An 18594-nucleotide genomic window follows, 5' to 3' on the forward strand; every position below is an offset into this window, starting at 1 on the left:
GAACGCGCCGGAGGGAACGCACCGCGCGCATCGCCGCGAGATGGGTCCTCGCCTGCGTTCCCGACCCGATCAGCGCGAGATCCCCCGCGTCTCCGCGCGCCAGCACATCGGTGGCGGCGGCCGACGCGGCGGCGGTCCGGACCGCCGTGATCGCGCTCGCGTCCAGGATCGCGAGCGGCTCGCCGCGCTCGATCCCGAACAGCATCACCACGCCCTGGTGGGAGTCGTACGCGGTTCCGTGATTCCCCGGCATCACCGTGACCACCTTGAGCCCGAAGCTGCGCGGCGCCCCCAGGTAGCCGGGCATCAGTCCGAGCAGGCCGGAGCGGTCGGGAAGACGGACGAGGCTTCGAAGCGGCATCACGACGTCGCCTCGAGAAAGGGCCGTCAGGGCGTCCCGCATCGCGGGGATGCACGCCTCCATCGTCAGCAGGCGCTCGACCCCCTCTTCGTTCACGAACAGCACCTTCATCGCGCGCCCTCCGCCATCGCGGCGAGCGCGCGCTCGGGGTCCACGTTGCCGCCCGAGACGACGCTCACGACGACGCTCCCGGAAGGAACGCGCACGGCGCCGGAGAGGAGGGCGGCCGTGGCCGCAGCCCCCCCTCCTTCCACGTAGAGCTTCGCCCGCGTCAAGAGCCAGCGCATACCCTCGACGATCTGGGATTCGGTGACCGGGACGATCTCGTCGAGCGCGTCCCGCGCGATCGCGAGCGGAATCGCTCCGACGAAGGGGGGCGTGAGCCCGTCGGCGAGCGTCCTGGGCACGGGAATCGGGATCGGCTTGCCCGCCGAAAGCGAAGCGGTCATCCCCCGGCTCGCCTCCAGCTCGACCCCGATCACGCGGCAGGACGGCTTCAGCGCCTTCACGGCGGAGGTCACGCCGGCCATCAATCCTCCGCCGCCGATCGGGACCACGACACAGGTGACGTCCGGAACCTGCTCGACGATCTCGAGCCCCAGCGTGCCGGCGCCCGCGAGCCCCACGGGATCGTCGAAGGGATGCACGAAGGCCGCGCCGGTCCGCGCTTCCTCCTCGCGCATCCGGTCGAACAGCGTCGTCCGGTCGGGATGCGGCACGATCGTCGCGCCGTACCCGCGCGTGGCGTCCGTCTTGGACCGCGGCGCGTCGGCCGGCATGACGACGGTGCACGGAACGCCGGCCTCGCGCGCGGCCCAAGCGACGGCCTGAGCGTGGTTCCCCGCGGAGACCGTGATGAGCCCGCGCGCGCGGCGCTCCGGCTCCATCGAGAGGACGACGTTGAGCGCGCCTCGCGGCTTGAAGGAGCCGGTCTTCTGGAAACTTTCACACTTGAGATGGAGCCGCCGCGCGCCGGCGCGGTCGCCCAGGGTCGAAGACGAAACCAGCGGCGTGCGGTGGAGGCGGGTCCCCGTGCGGGCCGCGGCTTCGCGGATCGCCTGGATGGGGATCAGGCTGCTCACGGCTACCGGCAGCGCTCGAACGTGAGCGTCCGCGTGATCGGCGTGCCGTCCGCGGCATTCGTCGCGAGCCGGATCCAGAGCCGCTCGCCGGCAACCCGGACGTCGCGCGTCGCCTTCATCCCGATGTTGCCGCGCGCGAGCGCGCCCTCCAGGGACACCGTGATCGTGCCGGCCGCCGCGTCGAGATCGTAGGTGCCGAAGTAGGCGTCGTAGCCGTCCATGGCGCTGGTGTTGTTGACGCCCGACGCCGGCGGGAGGGCACCGGCGGATGGGGCCGCGGGAGCGGAGCCGCCCCCTCGCGACCGGTTCATGAACTGGGCGGCGAACTGCTTCGGCGCGAAGCTCAGGATGCCGATCGGGTCCGGCCCGAGGAAGGGATCGATGACCTTCCTGCCGCTCGCGTCGTAATCCTCCCGCGCGACGAGCCTCCAGACGCCCAGGAGGGTGCGGCTGAGATCGAGGTCCGGCGGCGGCAGTGGATCGGGCTTCACGAGAGCTCCGGGTTTGGCGTTCGGTGGAGCGGTACTGTGACGCACTTCGGCCGAATGGTCAAATGAACGGGGGCATGGAAATCCTGCTCTCCACCGTACAAACCGGGGATTCCTCGTACATGCCACACACGCCCGCCGAGACGCAGCCCTCCCGATAACTGCAAGCGAGACCGCGTTCCCGTCCGAAAGGGGTATCTCTGGCACAGCCCTTGAATGTCCCGCGCAGTCTTACCGCAGCCGCCGTGTCGCGGCCCAAAGGAACGAACGATCCGCCGAAGGAGGGCATCATGAGGAGCCGCTGGGAAGAGAAGTACACGGAACCGACGGACGAGCCCGTCACCCTCACCGAGAGCCAGTTGAAGGCCCTGAAGCGCGGCGCCGCGATCGGCATGGCGGCCGCGATTCTCGCCATCGTCGCGGTCGGCATCGCGGGGTACAGCCTCGTCTCGGCGCGAAGCATCGGCTCCGATGCCGTCGCCTCGAAGTCGTCCGCGGACGAAACCGCCCAGCCCGCGCCGGAAGCGGCGGCGCCCGCGGCCGCCGCTCCGACGACCGCCCCCGCCGTGCAGCCCGCGGCAGCCACTGCGCCCGCGGCGCAGCCTGCCGCTCAGTCCGCGGCCGCGGCTCCGGCGCCGAAGCCGGTCCAGGAAACCGAAACGCCCAAGATGGCCCGCGTCAGCGCCAAGAAGGCGAGCACGCGGACCCATCGGATCTCGCGCATCGAAGAGAAGCCGGTGACGATTCCCGCGGCTTCGCCCGAGCCGGCCCCCGCGGTCGAAACCGCCAGGGCCAAGGCGCCGTCGCTCACGCCGGTAGCGCCCCAGCCCGTCGCGGCCGAAGCGCCGAAGCCGGTGGCCGCGACGCCCAAGGCGGCCGCGCACGATTCGAGCGCGGCGCACTGAAATCGAAAACCTCTGACGGAGGGGCTCATCGCAACGTGATACCGGCGACCCAGCCTCGTCCCGGCGCCGGCTCGAAGTAGCGCCCGTTCGCCTCGTTCACGATGACCGAGCCGACCGTCGCGCGATCGAGCGCGTTGGTCACGCGCACGAATGCCGTGACGAGCGCGCCGCCGATGCGCTGCCGCGCCTCCCCGCTCAGATCCACGGTGGCGTACCCGGGGGCGGACGAGGTATTCGCGTCGTTCGTCGCGACCCGGTCCACCGCGGTCACGGAGGCCGCGAGATCCACCGCCGCGCAGGGAAGCCAGCGCAGCTCGATGAAGCCGTCGGCGCGCGGGATGCCCGGGATCCGGCTCCCCTCCGCCACGGCGCCGAAGGCACGGCGAAAGCGCGCATCGAGCCAGGTTGCGGCGACAGTCGCGCGCCAGCGGGACCCGAGCGCGCCAACCCATGACGCCTCCACGCCTTTCCGGAGGGTGCGCGCGGCATTCGAATAGACGGTGCGTCCGCCCAGGCTGGAGGCGACGACCAGCTCGTCGTCGGTCCTCGCGATGAAACCGCACAACCCATAGCTTCCCCCGGCGCCGCGCCCCCGGATGCCGGCCTCCGCGTCGTCGCTCCGCGCGGGGCGGAGCGCGGTGTTGAGCCCGCTCGAGCTGTCGGGACGATAGGCCAGCTCGTTCAGGGTGGGCGTCTCGAACCCCTTCCCCGCGTTCGCGAAGAGACTGATCGCTTCGGTCGCGCGCCACAGGACCCCCGCGACCGGAGTCGTTCTCCGGTACTCCAGAGCGCCGCTGTCGTCCGGGTTCTGCGCGTTCACGTAGCGGTCGCGCGAGCGGAAGCGGATCTCGCTGTGCCGAGCGCCGGCGTCCGCGCGCCATCGCGCCCCCGGCGCCCACTCGGCCTGCACGTATTCGTCGACCGACCCCACCCGGTCCTCCTGGTCGCGGCGGAGCGCACCGCGCACGCCGAGACGTGAGCCGACGAAATTCTCGTAGCCGCGGCGCCGCTCGTTCACGACCTGCCGCTCCATCCCCGCGGTCAGCGCGAGTCCCCCGACGCCGAGCAGGCCCTGACGGCGCGCGCGGGCGTCGAAACCGTAATAGCCCCGGTCCAGGTCCACGACGCCGCCTCCGTGGAGCGGGTTGGCCTGCGCCGCGACCGGCACGGCCAGGAACTGCACGACGGCGCGTGAGCCCGCGTAGCCTCCCGCGCTCCAGAGCGAGCCGAGCGCCTTTCCTTCGACCCGCCCGCCGGCCTGTCCCTGCCGGGTGGTCTTCCGGGTGTTGAAGGCGAGCGCGCCGGGACTGGCGGCGCGTCGGTCCCGGGCCAGCTCGTTCACCGTGAGTCCCTGGGGGTCGTCCGCCCGCGCGTCGAGCCCGTTCAGCGCGAGACGCCATGCGCCCCCGGAGCCGAACCCGCCGCGGAGGAGCGCCTGCGCCGACGTGCGGCGCGAGGCGCTGTGGTGGCGAAATCCCTCCTCGGAGACGCCCGCGCCGTCGATGACGTAGCCGCCGCGCGCTCCCTCCCACGGCCCTCGCAAGCCGAACGAGCCACGGGCGAGACGGTCCGACCCGGCGTACGAGCCCGCGCGCCACTCCGCCCTTGGCGGCGGATCGGCGCTGAAGATCTGGATCACGCCGCCGGAGGCGTTGCCGTAGAGGGCCGAGAAGGGACCCCGCAGCACCTCGATGCGGTCGGCGGCGTCCAGCAGGAAGTGGGAGACCTGCCCCTGGCCGTCGGGCATCGTGGCGGGAATGCCGTCCGCGTAGAGGCGCACCCCGCGCACGCCGAACGTGGAGCGCGCGCCGAATCCCCGGATCGAGATCTGGAGATCCTGCGCCTCGTTCTGCCGGTCGCGCGCGAGGACGCCGGGGATGCGCGGCAGCGATTCCGCGAGGTTCAAGCGCGGCCGGGCTCGGGCCAGCGCGGTCGAGTCCACCCGGTCGACGGCGGCGGGAACGAGAAGCGGATCTTCGGCCGCGCGGGTCGGGGTGACGACGACGGGAGGAAGAACGACGACCGTATCGCCCGGCGCGCGCGCGGCGCCGCAGGTCGCGGGGAGAAGCAGGAGAAGAACCGCGAGCGCCTTCGCCATCGCCGGTCCACTCTACCGGCGGGGCCCGGCGGCGTCTATTGGTGACGGCCCAGAGCCACCCTGAGGTCGAGGGGGATCGGCACGCCTTCCAGGAGCGACACCGCGCCGTCGCGCACCTTGCGGAACTCGGCCAGGCGCGCGCCCGACAGCGACGGCTGGCTGGGCAGCTCGACGGTGAGCGGGTCGACATGCCTGCCGTTCAGCACGAATTCGTAGTGCAGGTGGGGGCCGGTCGCGAGGCCCGAGGCTCCTACCCTACCAACGATGGCCCCCTGCTCCACGCGGGCGCCGGGACGGATCCCGGCGCCGATGGCGCTCAGGTGCGCGTAGCGGGTGCGGATGCCGCCCGCGTGCCGGAGCTCCACCAGCCGGCCGTACCCTCCCGTGAACCCGGCGCGGGTCACCACGCCGGACGCGGTGGCTTCGACGGGCGTTCCGAACGGCGCGCCGTAGTCGATCCCCTCGTGCTTGCGCCAGAGCTTCAGAATGGGATGGAAGCGCCGGGTGGTGAACCGGCTCGTGATGCGGTATGGCACCGGATAGCGCAGGAAGGCCCCGTGCAGCGAGCGCCCCTCATCGTCGAAGTAGGCCCAGCCCGCTCCGCGGGGTACCGGGATCGCACGCAGCACGCGGTCCTGGTTGTGCAGCTCGATCGCGAGGAAGTGGCGGCTTCGCACCGAGCCGTCGGGACGCACCTTGCGCTCGAGCGCCACGCGGAAGACGTCGCCCCGCCGGAGGTCGCGCGTGAAGTCGATCTCCCACGCGAAGATGTCCGCCAGGTCGTAGACCAGCTCCTCGAACTCTCCCTCCCCGAGCCGGTCGAGGTCGCCTCCCAGCTTCGCCGACCAGAGACTCGAGGTGATCACGCCGGAGATGCAGACCGTGTCCACCACGAAGGGAACGGCGTCGACGCGCACGGACCATCGCGCGTCGGTGCGCAGGAAATCGAGGACCGAGTCAGGGCTCAGGGCGATGCGGAGGCGCTCGGGATTCCGCTGGGGGCCGTACGGTCCCACCGGATCGAAGGAGAAATCGACCGACGTGCCGGGGCGAAGCGAGCGCGGGTTCTTGTAGCTCCGCATCAGCCGGATGACTTCGCCGATCTGATCGGAATCCAGCCCCCTGGCGGCGAGCAGCTCGGAGAGGGCGCGGCCCGGGGTGAGGGTGCCGCTCAGGGTGACCGGCGGCGGCTCGGCCCTGAGCTCGGCGTCGCGGCCGTCGCCCGGGAATCCGGGCGCGCGCGGGAACACCACCGCCAGCGAGAGGCCGAAGACGGCGACGGTGAGCAGCGCGACGATGTGGAACCAGCGATCCGATCGCCTCACCCGGGCCTGATCGGCCAAATCGGCACGATCCTGAACGAAAAGGCGCCGGCCGGGGAGACGGCTCGTCGAGGGGGGCGCGATCGCCAGGGCTTCGGCTATGCTGATGGGCCCGCCCGCGGTCGGGCGGGATCGGACCCTGTTCGGGAGGACGAACCCATGATGGACCGTCTCGCGCGAGCCACCCATGCGCTGCTTCGGATCGTCGCCGGATTGCTCTTCATCCATCCCGGCGGCATGAAGATCTTCGGCTGGTTCGGCGGCATGCCGGCCGGCGTCACGCTCACCCCGCTCCTCACCGCGGCCGGATGGATCGAGCTGGTGTGCGGCACCCTCATCCTGATCGGATTCCTGACGCGTCCGGCCGCGTTCCTGGCGTCCGGCGAAATGGCGTTCGCCTACTTCATCGGCCACTTCCCGCACGGGTTCTGGCCGATCCAGAACCACGGCGAGCCCGCCGTGCTCTTCTGCTTCCTCTTCCTCTTCTTCGCGGCCAACGGCGCCGGCCCGTTCAGCGTGGACGCGCTGATTCGAAGACGCGGGGAGCCGCGGGTCGCGGCCGCGGCGGCCTAGGCTTGTGGCGGGCTCCTGACCCGGCCGGAAGATTTTTTCGAAGCCGTGTCGATCGGAGGGTCGCCGGTTCGTCGTTTGGTTGAAGCCCGGGCCGGCAGGGGCCGGGGCGGTGGCGACGATAGCCGACGCAACTAACTATTTAACAGGAGATTCCATCATGCGCTTCATGGTGATTGTGAAGGCTGACAAGAACAGCGAAGCGGGCATCCTTCCCGACAAGGAACTCTTCGCGAAGATGGGCAAGTTCAACGAGGAGCTGGTCAACGCGGGCGTGATGCTCGCGGGCGAGGGGCTTCAGCCCAGCTCCAAGGGCGTGCGCGTCCGCTTCTCCGGCGGGAAGAAGACCGTGATCGACGGGCCCTTCGCCGAAGCGAAGGAGCTGATCGCCGGGTTCTGGCTCTGGCAGGTGAAGTCGAAGGAGGAAGCGATCGAGTGGATCAAGCGGGCCCCGTTCGAGGACACCGAGATCGAGATCCGCCAGGTGTACGAGACGGAGGATTTCGGCGACGCCCTGCCCCAGGACGTTCGCGAGCAGGAGGAGAATCTGAGGGGCCGGATCGCCTCGCGGAAGTAATCCCCGCTCCCTTCACGACGGCCGCGGTCCCGTGGATGCACTCGCGGGACCGCAGCTTCGTCCGCCACGGCGGCCGGGGTATCATCCCCGGCCATGCACAATGCGGATCCACGTGGCAACGATGCCGGCCGTGCCGCCGGCCGCGACGTCCACCGAGCCATCGAGGCGGTCTGGCGGATCGAGTCGGCCCGCCTGATCGCGGCGCTCGCGCGCATGGTACGCGACGTGGGTCTGGCCGAGGATCTCGCGCAGGAGGCGCTCGTGACGGCGCTCGAGCGGTGGCCCGCGGACGGCATTCCCGAGAAGCCGGGCGCCTGGCTGATGACCGCCGCGAAGCGCCGCGCCATCGATCTCCTCCGGCGGGAGAAGCGGATCGAGCCGAAGCACGAAGCGATCGCGCGCGAGCTGGAGGAGCGGCGCGACCGGGAGGGCGCCGTCCGGGACGAGGCGCTGGACGACCCGGTCGGTGACGATCTGCTCCGGCTTCTGTTCATCGCCTGCCACCCCGTGCTCTCCACCGAGGCGCGCTCCGCCCTGACCCTCCGTCTCCTCGGCGGTCTCACCACGGACGAGATCGCCCGCGCCTTCCTCGTTCCCGAGCCGACCGTGGCGCAGCGGATCGTCCGGGCCAAGCGAACCCTCGCGGACGCCGGCGTTCCTTTCGAGGTTCCGCGGGGCGCCGATCTCGCGGCGCGCCTGGCCTCGGTGCTCGAGGTGATCTATCTGATTTTCAACGAAGGCTACGCCGCCACGGCGGGCCGCGACTGGACCCGGCCGGAGCTGTGCGAGGAGGCGCTCCGGCTGGGCCGGATCCTCGCGACGCTCATGCCCGGAGCGGCCGAGGTGCTCGGGCTGGTCGCCCTGATGGAGATCCAGGCCTCGCGGCTCCGGGCGCGCGTCGGAGCTTCGGGCGAGCCGGTGCTGCTCCAGGACCAGGACCGGGGACGGTGGGACCGACTGCTGATCGGGCGCGGCCTCGATGCGCTCGCGCGCGCCGAGCGGCTCGGCGGCCCCCTCGGGCCCTACGCGCTCCAGGCCTCGATCGCGGCCTGCCATGCGCGGGCGCGCACGGCGGCCGAGACCGACTGGCCGCGGATCGCGGCGCTCTACGGGGAGCTCCATCTCGTGTCGCCGTCACCCGTGGTGGAGCTGAACCGCGCGGTCGCGGTCTCCATGGCGGACGGTCCCGACGCGGCGCTGCCGATCGTGGACAAGCTCGCGACCGATCCCCTGCTCCGGAGCTATCACCTGCTCTTCGCCGTGCGCGGAGACCTGCTGGAAAAGCTCGGGCGCGCCCGAGACGCGGGCGCCGAGTTCGAGCGCGCCGCCGCGCTCACGCGGAACGAGGCCGAGCGCCGGATTCTTCTCGGCCGCGCGGCCGGGGCGCGCGCGGGCACGGCGGGACGCTAGGAGCCGAAGGTGACGATCCTCACCTTCTCCAGCGTGACCAGGCCCTCCCCCACCATCCGGTCCACCTCCGCCAGGAACCGCTCGATCGCCTCTTCGGCGTCCACGATCTCGATCACGACCGGCAGATCGGAGGACAGCTCGAGCAGCTTCGCCGTGTGGAGGCGCGCATGGTGGCCGAAGCCCATGGGACCGTGGAGCACCGTCGCCCCCGCGAGGCCCTGCTCGCGCGCCCGCTCGACCAGGGCGTGGTGGAGCGGTTTCCCCTCGTAGCGGTCGGAGTCGCCGATGAAGATCCGGAGCAGCACCCCTTCGCGGGTACGTCTCATCGGGCGCCCTCCTCGTTCGCGAGCCCCGTCCCGTAGCGCGCGACGCGCGCCCGCTCCATCGTGACGATCGCGGGCTGATCGCGAAGCAGCGCCTCCACGCCGTCCAGGAACCGCTCGAGCGCGACGAAATCGTCCACGATCTCCACGATGACGGGCCGCTCGACCGCGAGGGCTTGGGGATGGTCGCCGAGCATGGGGCCGCTCCCGAAATACCCCGACGTCCCCGCGAGCACCGTGGCGCCGGCGAGGCGCTCCCGGCGGGCCGTCTCGACGATCTCCTCGTAGAGCGGCCGTCCCCGCCGCTTCAGGAAATTGCTCAGGTGGATGCGCAACAACGCCCGCTCTCCTTCCAGCTTCACGCCGCACCTCCCAACCGGGCCGCGAGCAGGACGCCGAGGCGGACCCCGGCCATGCCGGCGACCACGCTCAGCCCGATGTTCGCCAGGGCGCGCGCCCATTCGCCGTCGCTCACCAGGGTGTTCGTCTCGTACATGAACGAGGAGAAGGTGGTGAGCGACCCGAGGAACCCGACGATCACGATCTGGCGCACCAGCTCGGGGCGGCCGAGGAGCCGGGCCGTGACCATGGCGCCGATCAGGCCCGCGGCGAAGCTCCCCGCGACGTTGACCGCGAAGGTTCCGTACGGAAACCCCGTCCCCAGCCACTGCGCCGCCGCGCGGTTCACGACGTAGCGCAGGTTGGCGCCGAGGACGGCTCCCAGGGAGATCCAGAGGAATTCGGAGACGCGCTCGATGACGAACCTCCTTCCATAAAAAAGACTCCGGGCCCCGTCTCCGGGGTCAGGAGTCATCAGCCCGCGGTGCCTTCCGGGCGGTTGTGGCGAACTCCATCGCCTGTGTTTTGCGCGAACCTAGGGCAGCCCGCCGGCCGCCGTCAAGGAAATCGGGCGGCTCCGGCGGGGCGCGGTGCTATGGTTCGCTGCCGCGGATCGCGGTCCCGAGAGCACAGGAGGAAGGGCCATGCGCGCGCACGTGGAGGGGCATCGCACCGGGCGGATCGGATGGCTCCGTGCCGCCGTGCTGGGAGCCAACGACGGAATCGTCTCGACGGCCAGCCTCGTGGCCGGAGTGGCGGCGGCGCACGCGACGCGCGACGCCGTGATGGTCGCCGGCGTCGCCGGCCTGGTCGCGGGAGCGCTGTCGATGGCCGCGGGGGAATACGTCTCGGTCAGCTCGCAGGCGGACACCGAGCGCGCCGACATCGCCCGGGAGCGGGAGGAGCTGGCCACGGCGCCGGAAGCCGAGCACGCCGAGCTCGCGGGGATCTACGAGAAGCGCGGGTTGGATGCGGATCTGGCCGGACAGGTCGCGCGGCAGCTGATGGAGCGGGACGCCCTGACCGCGCACGCCCACGATGAGCTGGGCATCACCGAGACCCTCCGCGCCCGGCCGCTTCAGGCCGCGATCGCGTCCGCCGCGAGCTTCGCGGTGGGAGCGTTCGTGCCCCTCGCTACGGTTCTCCTGATCCCCATCTCGGCGCTGGTCTGGGGCGTCATGGCGACGGCGCTCGCGTGCCTGGCCGCGCTTGGCTGGCTGGCGGCGCGCACGGGCGGCTCTCCCGTGGTTCGCGGGACGGCGCGCGTCGTGATCTGGGGCGCCCTCGCGATGGGAGTGACCGCGGCGGTGGGAGCCCTGTTCGGGGCGGCGGCGTAGCGCCTATTCCTCGCCCGTCTCCCCGCCCGTCGTCTCCGCCTCCTCGGCGCCGTCTTCAGCGATGCCGCCGTCCTCGATCGGCTCGCCCGCGGCCGGGTTCAGATCGTCGGTCCGCTGCGCCTCGCGGCGGGCCTGGCGCGCGGCGCGCTTCTCGGCCGCCTTCGCCACGCGCTTCTGCTCCTTCTGCTTCTTCAAGAACGAAGGTCGTTTGAATCCTGCCATACCGGATTGTCTCCTTCGGGTTTCGCCCTCCTGGGGCGGGAATGGGCTCCGCGCTCCGGCATGCGGCGGCCGAAGCGGCTGTGACGGCGCGCCGTCGTTCGCGCGCTGTCCGGAGTGACCGGATGCGGCTCCAGCTCCGTCACCAGGGTCCCCAGGACCCAATCGGCGATCGGAAGCAGGACGTTGAGATTGCGATTCATGCGCACGTGGTGGATGCGATGGTGGCGCTCGATGAAGCGGAACGCGCGCGTGCGTTCGATCCAGGGAAACATCGGCTTGTGCATGATGTAGTGCAGGCTCTCGTAGCCCGCGTAGTAGATCCCCGTTCCCACGGTGAAGGTGATCAGGAACGGGACGTACGGCAGGTTCACGCCCGCCGCGTGAAGCGCCAGCGACAGCAGGGCCCAGGGCACCGAGGCGATCACGATGAGCAGGGGGCCGCCCCACCACTGGAAGTGAAGCGCTTCGTGCTGCTCTTCCTCGACGACGTGGAACGTATCGTCGAACTTGCAGAGCTGGTGATGGATCAGGGTGTGCTGGGTGAAGCACTCTTTGGGGAGCCAGGGGCGGTGCAGCCAGTAGCGATGGAACGCCCACTCGTAGAAACTGCCGTGAATGATCGATGCGATGAGCGCAACGAGAATGGTGGCGATGAGCAATCGGATCTCCAGGAGAGAGAAGGGCGGAGCGCGAATCCCCATTCTACTCCAGAACGGCGGTTCACCCTACTCAAGAACGGAATCGGGACACCGGGATGGCGCGCCGTAGGTCGGCGGGAGTAGCATGGCCTCCATGCACGCAACAGTCTCGCAGGAGGGTGTTCCCCGCCGTTCCAGGGTGATCGCGTCGCTGGCGGCCGCTTTCATCGTTGCCGCGGCGTCCGGCGCGCTCGCCGCCGATGTACCGGCGCCCACGGCAGCTGCGACGCACCGTACCGCCGGCCAGGTCGCCGATTCCCTCTTCGCCGCGCTCCGGGCCCGCGACTATGGCGCCGCGTTCCGGCTCTTCAATGCCACGATGCAGGCCTCCGTTTCGGAAGCGAAACTACGTACCCTTTGGGAGGAGCAGATCGCGCAGCTCGGCGCGTTCCAGTCGTGGCAGCAGCAGGCCGGCGACCCCGGGCGCGGTTACGAGGTGCGCCTCGCCTCCCTCCACTTCGAGCGCGGCGAGCTGAAGGCGATGGTCGCCGTGGATCCGCTCCCGGGGCAGGTGGCCGGCTTCTTCATCCGCCCGTCGAGCCGTCCCGCGACCGGGCACCCGGCCTACGCCGACACCACGCGGTTCCGAGAGCTCCCGGTGACCGTCGGCTCGGACCCGCTCGGGCTGCCGGGCACGCTGACGATGCCGGTCGGGAGCGGCCCCTTCCCGGCCGCCGTTCTGGTCCATGGATCGGGGCCGCAGGACAAGGATGAGACGATCGGCGCGAACAAGGTGTTCCGCGACATCGCCGAGGGGCTCGCCTCCCGGGGCGTCGCGGTGCTCCGCTACGACAAGCGCAGCCTGCGCTACCCCGAAGCGCTGAAGGACAACCCCACGATCGACGCCGAAGTGATCCTGGACGCGGTGTCCGCGGTGAAGCTGCTGCAGGCGCGCCCGGAGATCGACCCGAAGCGGGTCTTCGTGATGGGGCACAGCCTGGGAGCGGGCCTTGCCCCCGAGATCGCAGCCCGCGCGGGCTCGGTCGCGGGAGTGGCGCTGCTCGCGCCTCCCGGGCGGAAGCCGTGGGACATCGTCGTCGCGCAGATGCGCTACCTCGGCGCGCCCGATTCGAGCGTCGCCGACGCGGAGCGGGCGGCGGCACTCCTACGCTCCGGAACCGCGACGGGAGGCTCGATGAAACTCGTCGGAGTGCCCCTGTCCTACTGGCAGGAATGGGGACGCCGCGATGGGCCGGCCCAGGCCCGGAAGCTCGCCCGCCCCGTCCTCGTCGTGCACGGGGAGCGCGACTTCCAGGTGGTGGACGAGGACATCGCGATCTGGAAGAAGGGCCTCGCGGGAATGCCGAACGTCCGCTTCCTCTCGCTCCCCGGCCTCAACCACCTCTTCATCGATGGGACGGGCAAGCCCGGACCCGCGGAGTACGAAACGCCGGGACACGTGGACGCGCGCGTGATCGACGCCCTCGCCACGTTCGCGGCGCCGGCGGCTCCGACCCGCTGACCCCCGGCGCGCCTCCCGCGCCGATCACCCGTTGATGGTGAGCATTCCTCCCTCGGGATAGCGCGGCCCCGCGGTGACGCCCTGCGGCGCGGCTTCCTCGATGCGCCGGAGATCGCCCTCGCTCAGCGTGATCTCGATCGCGCCCACGTTCTCCTCGAGATAGCGGCGGTGCTTGGTGCCGGGGATCGGTACGATCTCCTCCCCCTGTGCGAGCAGCCACGCGAGCGCGAGCTGCGAGGGGGTGCAGCGCTTCTCCCGCGCGATCTCCTCGACGCGGTGGACCAGGTCGAGGTTCTTCTGGAAGTTCTCCCCCTGGAACCGGGGATGGTTGCGGCGGAAGTCGTCCGCCGGAAGATCCTCCGGCTTCTGGAAGCGGCCCGAGAGGAACCCTCGCCCGAGCGGGCTGTACGCGACGAATCCGATCCCCAGCTCGCGGCAGGTCGGCAGCACCTCGTCTTCCGGATCGCGGGTCCAGAGGGAGTACTCGGTCTGGAGCGCCGTGATCGGATGCACCTGGTACGCGCGCCGGATCGTGGCGGGCGAGGCCTCGGAGAGGCCGATGTGGCGCACCTTGCCGGCGCGCACCAGTTCGGCCATGGCTCCGACCGTCTCTTCGATCGGCACGTTGCGGTCGACGCGGTGCTGGTAGTAGAGGTCGATCGTCTCCACGCCCAGCCGCCGCAGCGAGGCCTCGCACGCGGAGCGCACGTAATCGGGGCGTCCGTTGATGCCGGCCCACTGCCCCTCTGGTCCCCGCACGTTCCCGAACTTGGTGGCGATCACCACGCGATCGCGCCGACCCTCAAGCGCGCGGCCCACCAGGGCCTCGTTCGTGAAGGGACCGTAGGCGTCGGCGGTGTCCAGGAAGGTGATGCCGAGGTCGATCGCGCGATGGATCGTGGCGATCGACTCGGTGTCGTTGGTGGCTCCGTAGAACTCGGACATCCCCATGCAGCCCAACCCGAGGGCGGATACCTCGAGCTTCTGCCGGCCCAGCGTTCGCTTCTTCATGGTGGTTTCCTCGTGTGACCGGCTTCGAAGCGCCGGGTGGTCGTTCGGGGCTCAGGAGGCCGGAAGCGCGGGCTCGATCCCAGGCACCCTCGCCGTCTCGGGGGCCTCCGCCTGCTTCCGGCGCTTGAGGCGCGCCTGGAACGCGTCGAGATAGGTATAGATCACGGGGGTGACGTACAGGGTGACGAGCTGCGAGAAGGCGAGACCGCCGACCACCGCCAACCCCAGGGGCCGGCGCGACTCCGCGCCGGCGCCGAAGCCGATGGCGATCGGCAGCGTGCCCATCAGCGCGGCCAGCGTCGTCATCATGATCGGCCGGAAGCGGATGAGGCAGGCCTCGACGATCGCCTCCTTCGGGGGCTTGCCTTCGTTGCGCTCGGCGTCCAGCGCGAAGTCGATCATCATGATCGCGTTCTTCTTCACGAGGCCGACGAGCATGATGATCCCCACGAACGCGTAGATGCTGAGGTCGGTCCGGAAGATCATCAGCGTGAGGAGCGCGCCGAAGCCGGCGAACGGCAATCCCGAGAGGATCGTGAGCGGGTGGATGAAGCTTTCATAGAGCATCCCGAGCACGAGGTAGATGACGAGGATCGCCACCGCCAGGAGCAGGAGCAACCCCTTCTGGCTCGCCTGGAAGACCTGCGCCGTTCCCGCGAAGCTGCCGGTGACCGTGTTCGGGAGGGTTTCGCGCGCCGCCCGCTCCACGTCGGACACCGCGCTTCCGAGCGAAGCGCCGGGCCGCAGGTTGAAGGAGAGGGTCACGGCGGGCACCTGGCCGGTGTGATTGACCGAGAGCGGGCCCGCTCCCGCCGTCAGCGTGGCGATGGTGCCCAGCGGCACCAGCGAGCCGTCCTTCGACTTGAGATAGAGCCCGCGCAGGGCGTTCACGTCCTGCTGGAACTGCGGGAGGAGCTCCAGGATGACCCAGTACTGGTCGCTCGGCGTGAAGATGGTCGAGACCTGCCGCGAGCCGAACGAGTCGTAGAGCGTCTCCTCGATCTGCCGCGCCGAGATGCCGAGCGCGGAGGCGCGGTCCCGGTCGATCTGCACCGAGACCTGGGGATTGGCGATCTGCAGGTCGCTGGTCACGTCCTGGAGGTCGGGAAGGTCCTTCATGCGGTCGAGGAGCCGGTCGGCCGAGGCATAGAGCCCCTCGATGTCGCCGCTCTGCAGCGTGTACTGGTACTGGCTCTTCGAGAGGCGCCCGCCCACGTTGATCGTGGGAGGATTCTGCAGGTAGACGCGGATGCCCGGCACCTGCCCCACCTTCGGCTGCAGCCGCCGGATCACCTCGTCGGCGGAGGCGTCCCGCTCGTTCCGCGGCTTCAACCGGATGATCATGCGCCCCTGGTTCGTGGAGCCCGCCCCGCCGCCCGATCCGACCGACGACATGAACGATTCGATGGCCGGATCCCGGCTCAGGATGCCGCCGATCGCCTGCTGATGCGCCACCATGGCCGGGAACGAGGTCCCCTCGGCCGACTCGGTGCTCGCGATGATGCGGCCGGTATCCTCGCTCGGGATGAAGCCCTTGGGCACGAACTGGAAGAGGAGCGCGGTGCCCACCAGGATGCCGAGCGAGAAGAGGAGCGCCGTGCCCCGGTGATCCATCACCCAGTGCAGCGTGCGCTCGTAGAAGGCGAGCGACCGCTGGTAGGTCCGCTCGATGGTCTCGTACGCGCGACCATGGCGCTGCGCGTGCTCTGCCTTGAGAAAGCGGCTGCAGAGCATCGGCGTCAGGGTCAGCGAGACCACGCCCGAGACCAGGATCGCGGCGCTGATCGTGACCGCGAACTCGTGGAACAGGCGTCCCATGAGACCGCCCATGAGGAGGATCGGGATGAAGACCGCGACCAGGGAGAGCGTCATCGAGAGGATCGTGAAGCCGATCTCGCGCGAGCCGTCCAGCGCCGCACGGAGGGGCGGCTTTCCCATCTCCATGTGGCGGTGGATGTTCTCGAGCATGACGATGGCGTCGTCCACCACGAAGCCGACCGACAGGGTCAGCGCCATCAGCGAGAGGTTGTCCAGGCTGTAGTGCAGGCCGAGCATCACCGCGAAGGTCGCCACGATCGAGAGCGGGAGCGAGAGGCTGGGGATGATCGTCGCCGGCAGATTGCGCAGGAAGAGGAAGATCACCAGGATGACCAGCGCCAGCGTGATCAGCAGCGTGAACTGCACGTCGATCACCGAGTGGCGGATCGATTCGGAGCGGTCATAGAGCAGGTGGATCTTGACCGACGAGGGGAGCTGCGGCTGCAGCCGGTCGATGAGATCCCGCACGCCGCGCGCCACCTCCACCGTGTTCGTCCCCGGCTGCCGCTGCACCGCCAGCGTGATGCTCCGCTCGGAGCCGTACCAGCTCGCCACCTTGTTGCTCTGCACGTCGTCCCGGACCACGCCCAGGTCGCGCAGGCGCACCGGCGCTCCGTCGCGCGTCGCGACGACCACGTTCCCGAACTGTTCGGCGTTCTGAAGCTGCCCCTCCGACATGATCGTCGTCGACCGGTTGGGCCCCCAGAGGATCCCGGTCGGCAGGTTCACGTTCGCCGCGTCGATGGCGTCGGTCACCTCGCTGATCGCGATCCCCCGGGACGAGAGGGCCCGCGGGTCGAGCTGGATGCGGACGGCGTACTTCTGCGCCCCGAACACCGAGACCGCCGCGACCCCGTTGATCGTGGACATCCTCTGCGCCAGCACGTTCTCGGCGTAGTCGTCCAGCTGGGATAGGGAGAGCATCTTGGACGTGAGCGACAGGAAGAGGATCGGCGAGTCGGCCGGGTTCACCTTCTGGTAGGACGGGGGCGTGATCCCGGTGGGCAGGGAGCGGAGCGTCTTGGTGATCGCGGCCTGGACGTCCTGGGCGGCCGCGTCGATGTCCCGGCTCAGGGTGAACTGCAGCGTGATCGACGTGCTCCCCAGCGTGCTGCTCGACGTCATCGCGTCTACGCCCGCGATGGTCGAGAACTGCTTCTCGAGCGGCGTCGCGACGGCCGAGGCCATCGTCTCGGGGCTCGCGCCCGGCAGGGACGCGTTCACCGAGATCACCGGGTAGTCCACGTTCGGAAGGTCGCTGACCGGAAGCTTGGTGTAGCCGATGATCCCAAAGAGCAGGATCCCCACCATGACGAGCGTGGTCATGATGGGGCGGCGGATGAAGAGCTCGGAGAAATTCACTCCCGCACTCCGGCGGGGCCCCCCGGCGTGTCGCGGCGGATCACCACTTTCGCTCCCGGCGAGAGTCGCAGCTGGCCGTCGGTGACGACGCGATCGCCGGGCTTCAGCCCTCCCGCCAGCACCGCCACGTCGTCCTGCGTCCGCTCGACCGAGACCGGGCGCGGCGCCACGGTCGAATCCGGCCGGACGAGGTAGACGTACGCCCCCTCCTGCCCGTTCGATACCGCGACGGCGGGAACGACCAGCGCCCGCGGCTCCACGAAGAGAACGAGGCGCACGTCCATGAACTGGCCGGGGACGAGGCGGTCGTCCCGATTCGCAAACTCTCCTTTCAGGAGGAGCGTCCCGGTCGAGGGATCCACCGCCGAGTCCACGAACACCAGCTTCCCTTCCAGGGGTGCTGTGCCGCCGCCCGGCGGCTGCACGATCACGCGCGGCTTCTGGTCCTTGTAGCGGAGGACCGTGGGCACGTCCCGGTCGGGCACCGTGAAGCGCACCCAGATCGGCTGCGGCTGGATGATCGTGACCAGCGCGTCGTTGGAGCCGCCGCGCACGAGGTCCCCCTCGTGCACGAGGAGCCGTCCGGTCTTGCCCGCGATCGGCGCGCGGATCGAAGCGAACTCGAGGTTCAGGCGCGCGGTGCGCACCGCCGCCTCATCGGCCTTCACCGTGGCCGTGAGCGCCTCGGCATCGCTCCGCTTCTGGTCCCATTCCGCCTGGGAGAGGACGTTCTGGTCGTACAGGGTCCGCGATCGCGCGGCATCGCTGCGGGCGGTCTCGGCGTGGGCGCGGTCCCGCTCCAGCACGGCCATCGCCTGGTCGAGGGTGGCGCGGAACGGGCGAGGATCGAGGTGGAAGAGCACCTGGCCCGCGCGAACGTTGTCCCCTTCCCGGAAGGCGACCTTGGTGATGACGCCGCCGACCTGCGCCGCGACGCTGGCGGACCGGATCGCCTCGACGGTTCCGGTCGACGTGAGCTGGAAGGGCATGGGCGCCTCGGTGGCGACGGCAACGCGCACGGGCACGCGGCTGGACCGGACCCGTTTCTTGGAGGCACAGCCCGCGCCCGCGAGCAGGAAGCACGATGCGAGGAGAACGACCCCGAGGTGGCGCACGCGACGAGCGTTCAGATGCGGATCCTCGGGCACATCAGGGAATACTACCGGACCCCCTACCCTGTTCCAAGCGAAGGCGAAACCGCGGCGCGCC

Annotated in this window: 19 protein-coding genes and 1 riboswitch; of the genes, 6 read left to right on the forward strand and 13 right to left on the reverse strand. The window is 70.3% G+C overall.

The window, feature by feature from the left end; translation table 11 throughout:
- From VE326_05570 to VE326_05580, 3 genes are all read right to left on the reverse strand, one after another.
- Positions 1–472, reverse strand: a 472-nt coding sequence (locus VE326_05570) for an ornithine cyclodeaminase family protein (GenBank protein HYJ32670.1), incomplete at its 3' end; no start/stop codon positions are given.
- Complete coding sequence (locus VE326_05575) at positions 469–1443, reverse strand: threonine/serine dehydratase (GenBank protein ID HYJ32671.1); 975 nt, start codon at positions 1441–1443, stop codon at positions 469–471. The genes VE326_05575 and VE326_05570, both read right to left, overlap by 4 nt.
- Before the next feature lie 2 nt (positions 1444–1445).
- Positions 1446–1934 carry a lipocalin-like domain-containing protein gene (locus VE326_05580; protein ID HYJ32672.1) on the reverse strand — a complete coding sequence of 163 codons (489 nt, stop codon included), beginning with the start codon at positions 1932–1934 and terminating at the stop codon, positions 1446–1448.
- 287 nt (positions 1935–2221) lie between these two features.
- Here VE326_05580 and VE326_05585 point away from each other — a divergent pair, with 287 nt between their 5' ends.
- On the forward strand, positions 2222–2836 hold the full coding sequence (locus VE326_05585) for a hypothetical protein (protein HYJ32673.1): 615 nt from the start codon (positions 2222–2224) through the stop codon (positions 2834–2836).
- 25 nt (positions 2837–2861) lie between these two features.
- On the opposite strand, the gene VE326_05590 is transcribed toward VE326_05585, so the two are convergent.
- Both VE326_05590 and VE326_05595 read right to left on the reverse strand, forming a co-directional pair.
- Positions 2862–4934 (reverse strand): TonB-dependent receptor, encoded by a 2073-nt coding sequence (locus VE326_05590; protein HYJ32674.1) that lies wholly within the window; start codon positions 4932–4934, stop codon positions 2862–2864.
- 35 nt (positions 4935–4969) lie between these two features.
- Complete coding sequence (locus VE326_05595) at positions 4970–6259, reverse strand: peptidoglycan DD-metalloendopeptidase family protein (GenBank protein HYJ32675.1); 1290 nt, start codon at positions 6257–6259, stop codon at positions 4970–4972.
- Positions 6260–6415: 156 nt separating this feature from the next.
- Between VE326_05595 and VE326_05600 the strand changes: the two genes are divergently transcribed.
- The 3 genes from VE326_05600 (at position 6416) to VE326_05610 (ending at position 8813) form a co-directional block, all read left to right on the forward strand.
- Positions 6416–6829, forward strand: coding sequence for a DoxX family protein (locus VE326_05600; GenBank protein ID HYJ32676.1), 414 nt, complete (start codon positions 6416–6418; stop codon positions 6827–6829).
- A gap of 157 nt (positions 6830–6986) precedes the next feature.
- Entirely contained in the window at positions 6987–7403 is a 417-nt protein-coding gene (locus VE326_05605; GenBank protein ID HYJ32677.1) for a YciI family protein, read from the forward strand.
- A 93-nt stretch (positions 7404–7496) separates the two neighbouring features.
- On the forward strand, positions 7497–8813 hold the full coding sequence (locus VE326_05610) for an RNA polymerase sigma factor (protein HYJ32678.1): 1317 nt from the start codon (positions 7497–7499) through the stop codon (positions 8811–8813).
- Here the strand turns inward: VE326_05610 and VE326_05615 are convergent.
- The 3 genes from VE326_05615 to crcB form a co-directional block, all read right to left on the reverse strand.
- Positions 8810–9139: a DUF190 domain-containing protein gene (locus VE326_05615; GenBank protein HYJ32679.1), complete on the reverse strand. Its 330-nt coding sequence runs from the start codon at positions 9137–9139 to the stop codon at positions 8810–8812. The genes VE326_05610 and VE326_05615 overlap by 4 nt on opposite strands.
- On the reverse strand, positions 9136–9498 hold the full coding sequence (locus tag VE326_05620) for a DUF190 domain-containing protein (protein HYJ32680.1): 363 nt from the start codon (positions 9496–9498) through the stop codon (positions 9136–9138). Before VE326_05620 ends, VE326_05615 begins: the two co-directional genes overlap by 4 nt.
- Entirely contained in the window at positions 9495–9950 is a 456-nt protein-coding gene (crcB, locus tag VE326_05625; GenBank protein ID HYJ32681.1) for a fluoride efflux transporter CrcB, read from the reverse strand. The genes VE326_05620 and crcB overlap by 4 nt, the downstream gene beginning before the upstream one ends.
- A riboswitch (Fluoride riboswitch) is annotated at positions 9934–10003 on the reverse strand. It overlaps the preceding gene by 17 nt.
- 116 nt (positions 10004–10119) lie before the next feature.
- Between crcB and VE326_05630 the strand changes: the two genes are divergently transcribed.
- Positions 10120–10812 (forward strand): VIT family protein, encoded by a 693-nt coding sequence (locus tag VE326_05630; protein HYJ32682.1) that lies wholly within the window; start codon positions 10120–10122, stop codon positions 10810–10812.
- A 3-nt stretch (positions 10813–10815) separates the two neighbouring features.
- Here VE326_05630 and VE326_05635 read toward each other — a convergent pair whose 3' ends face one another.
- The gene (locus VE326_05635; GenBank protein ID HYJ32683.1) at positions 10816–11007 is read right to left on the reverse strand and encodes a hypothetical protein; all 192 of its coding nucleotides are present in this window, start codon (positions 11005–11007) and stop codon (positions 10816–10818) included.
- Complete coding sequence (locus tag VE326_05640) at positions 11004–11693, reverse strand: hypothetical protein (GenBank protein ID HYJ32684.1); 690 nt, start codon at positions 11691–11693, stop codon at positions 11004–11006. Before VE326_05640 ends, VE326_05635 begins: the two co-directional genes overlap by 4 nt.
- Positions 11694–11826: 133 nt before the next feature.
- Here VE326_05640 and VE326_05645 point away from each other — a divergent pair, with 133 nt between their 5' ends.
- Positions 11827–13194: an alpha/beta fold hydrolase gene (locus tag VE326_05645; protein ID HYJ32685.1), complete on the forward strand. Its 1368-nt coding sequence runs from the start codon at positions 11827–11829 to the stop codon at positions 13192–13194.
- 24 nt (positions 13195–13218) lie between these two features.
- On the opposite strand, the gene VE326_05650 is transcribed toward VE326_05645, so the two are convergent.
- The 3 genes from VE326_05650 to VE326_05660 are packed head-to-tail and all read right to left on the reverse strand — an operon-like array spanning position 13219 to position 18533.
- On the reverse strand, positions 13219–14205 hold the full coding sequence (locus VE326_05650; GenBank protein HYJ32686.1) for an aldo/keto reductase: 987 nt from the start codon (positions 14203–14205) through the stop codon (positions 13219–13221).
- A gap of 51 nt (positions 14206–14256) precedes the next feature.
- Positions 14257–17385: an efflux RND transporter permease subunit gene (locus tag VE326_05655; protein HYJ32687.1), complete on the reverse strand. Its 3129-nt coding sequence runs from the start codon at positions 17383–17385 to the stop codon at positions 14257–14259.
- On the reverse strand, positions 17382–18533 hold the full coding sequence (locus VE326_05660; protein HYJ32688.1) for an efflux RND transporter periplasmic adaptor subunit: 1152 nt from the start codon (positions 18531–18533) through the stop codon (positions 17382–17384). The genes VE326_05655 and VE326_05660 overlap by 4 nt, the downstream gene beginning before the upstream one ends.
- Positions 18534–18594: the final 61 nt, after the last annotated feature.

The sequence above is a fragment of the Candidatus Binatia bacterium genome (genome assembly GCA_035631035.1).
Taxonomy (GTDB): Bacteria; Eisenbacteria; RBG-16-71-46; order SZUA-252; family SZUA-252; genus DASQJL01.

Coding starts and splice junctions, on each gene's coding strand:
- VE326_05610 (HYJ32678.1), top strand. CDS start 7,497: ATGCACAATGCGGATCCACGTGGCAACGATGCCGGCCGTGCCGCCGGC.
- VE326_05590 (HYJ32674.1), bottom strand. CDS start 4,934: ATGGCGAAGGCGCTCGCGGTTCTTCTCCTGCTTCTCCCCGCGACCTGC.
- VE326_05650 (HYJ32686.1), bottom strand. CDS start 14,205: ATGAAGAAGCGAACGCTGGGCCGGCAGAAGCTCGAGGTATCCGCCCTC.
- VE326_05605 (HYJ32677.1), top strand. CDS start 6,987: ATGCGCTTCATGGTGATTGTGAAGGCTGACAAGAACAGCGAAGCGGGC.
- VE326_05630 (HYJ32682.1), top strand. CDS start 10,120: ATGCGCGCGCACGTGGAGGGGCATCGCACCGGGCGGATCGGATGGCTC.
- crcB (HYJ32681.1), bottom strand. CDS start 9,950: ATGACTCCTGACCCCGGAGACGGGGCCCGGAGTCTTTTTTATGGAAGG.
- VE326_05645 (HYJ32685.1), top strand. CDS start 11,827: ATGCACGCAACAGTCTCGCAGGAGGGTGTTCCCCGCCGTTCCAGGGTG.
- VE326_05600 (HYJ32676.1), top strand. CDS start 6,416: ATGATGGACCGTCTCGCGCGAGCCACCCATGCGCTGCTTCGGATCGTC.
- VE326_05585 (HYJ32673.1), top strand. CDS start 2,222: ATGAGGAGCCGCTGGGAAGAGAAGTACACGGAACCGACGGACGAGCCC.
- VE326_05615 (HYJ32679.1), bottom strand. CDS start 9,139: ATGAGACGTACCCGCGAAGGGGTGCTGCTCCGGATCTTCATCGGCGAC.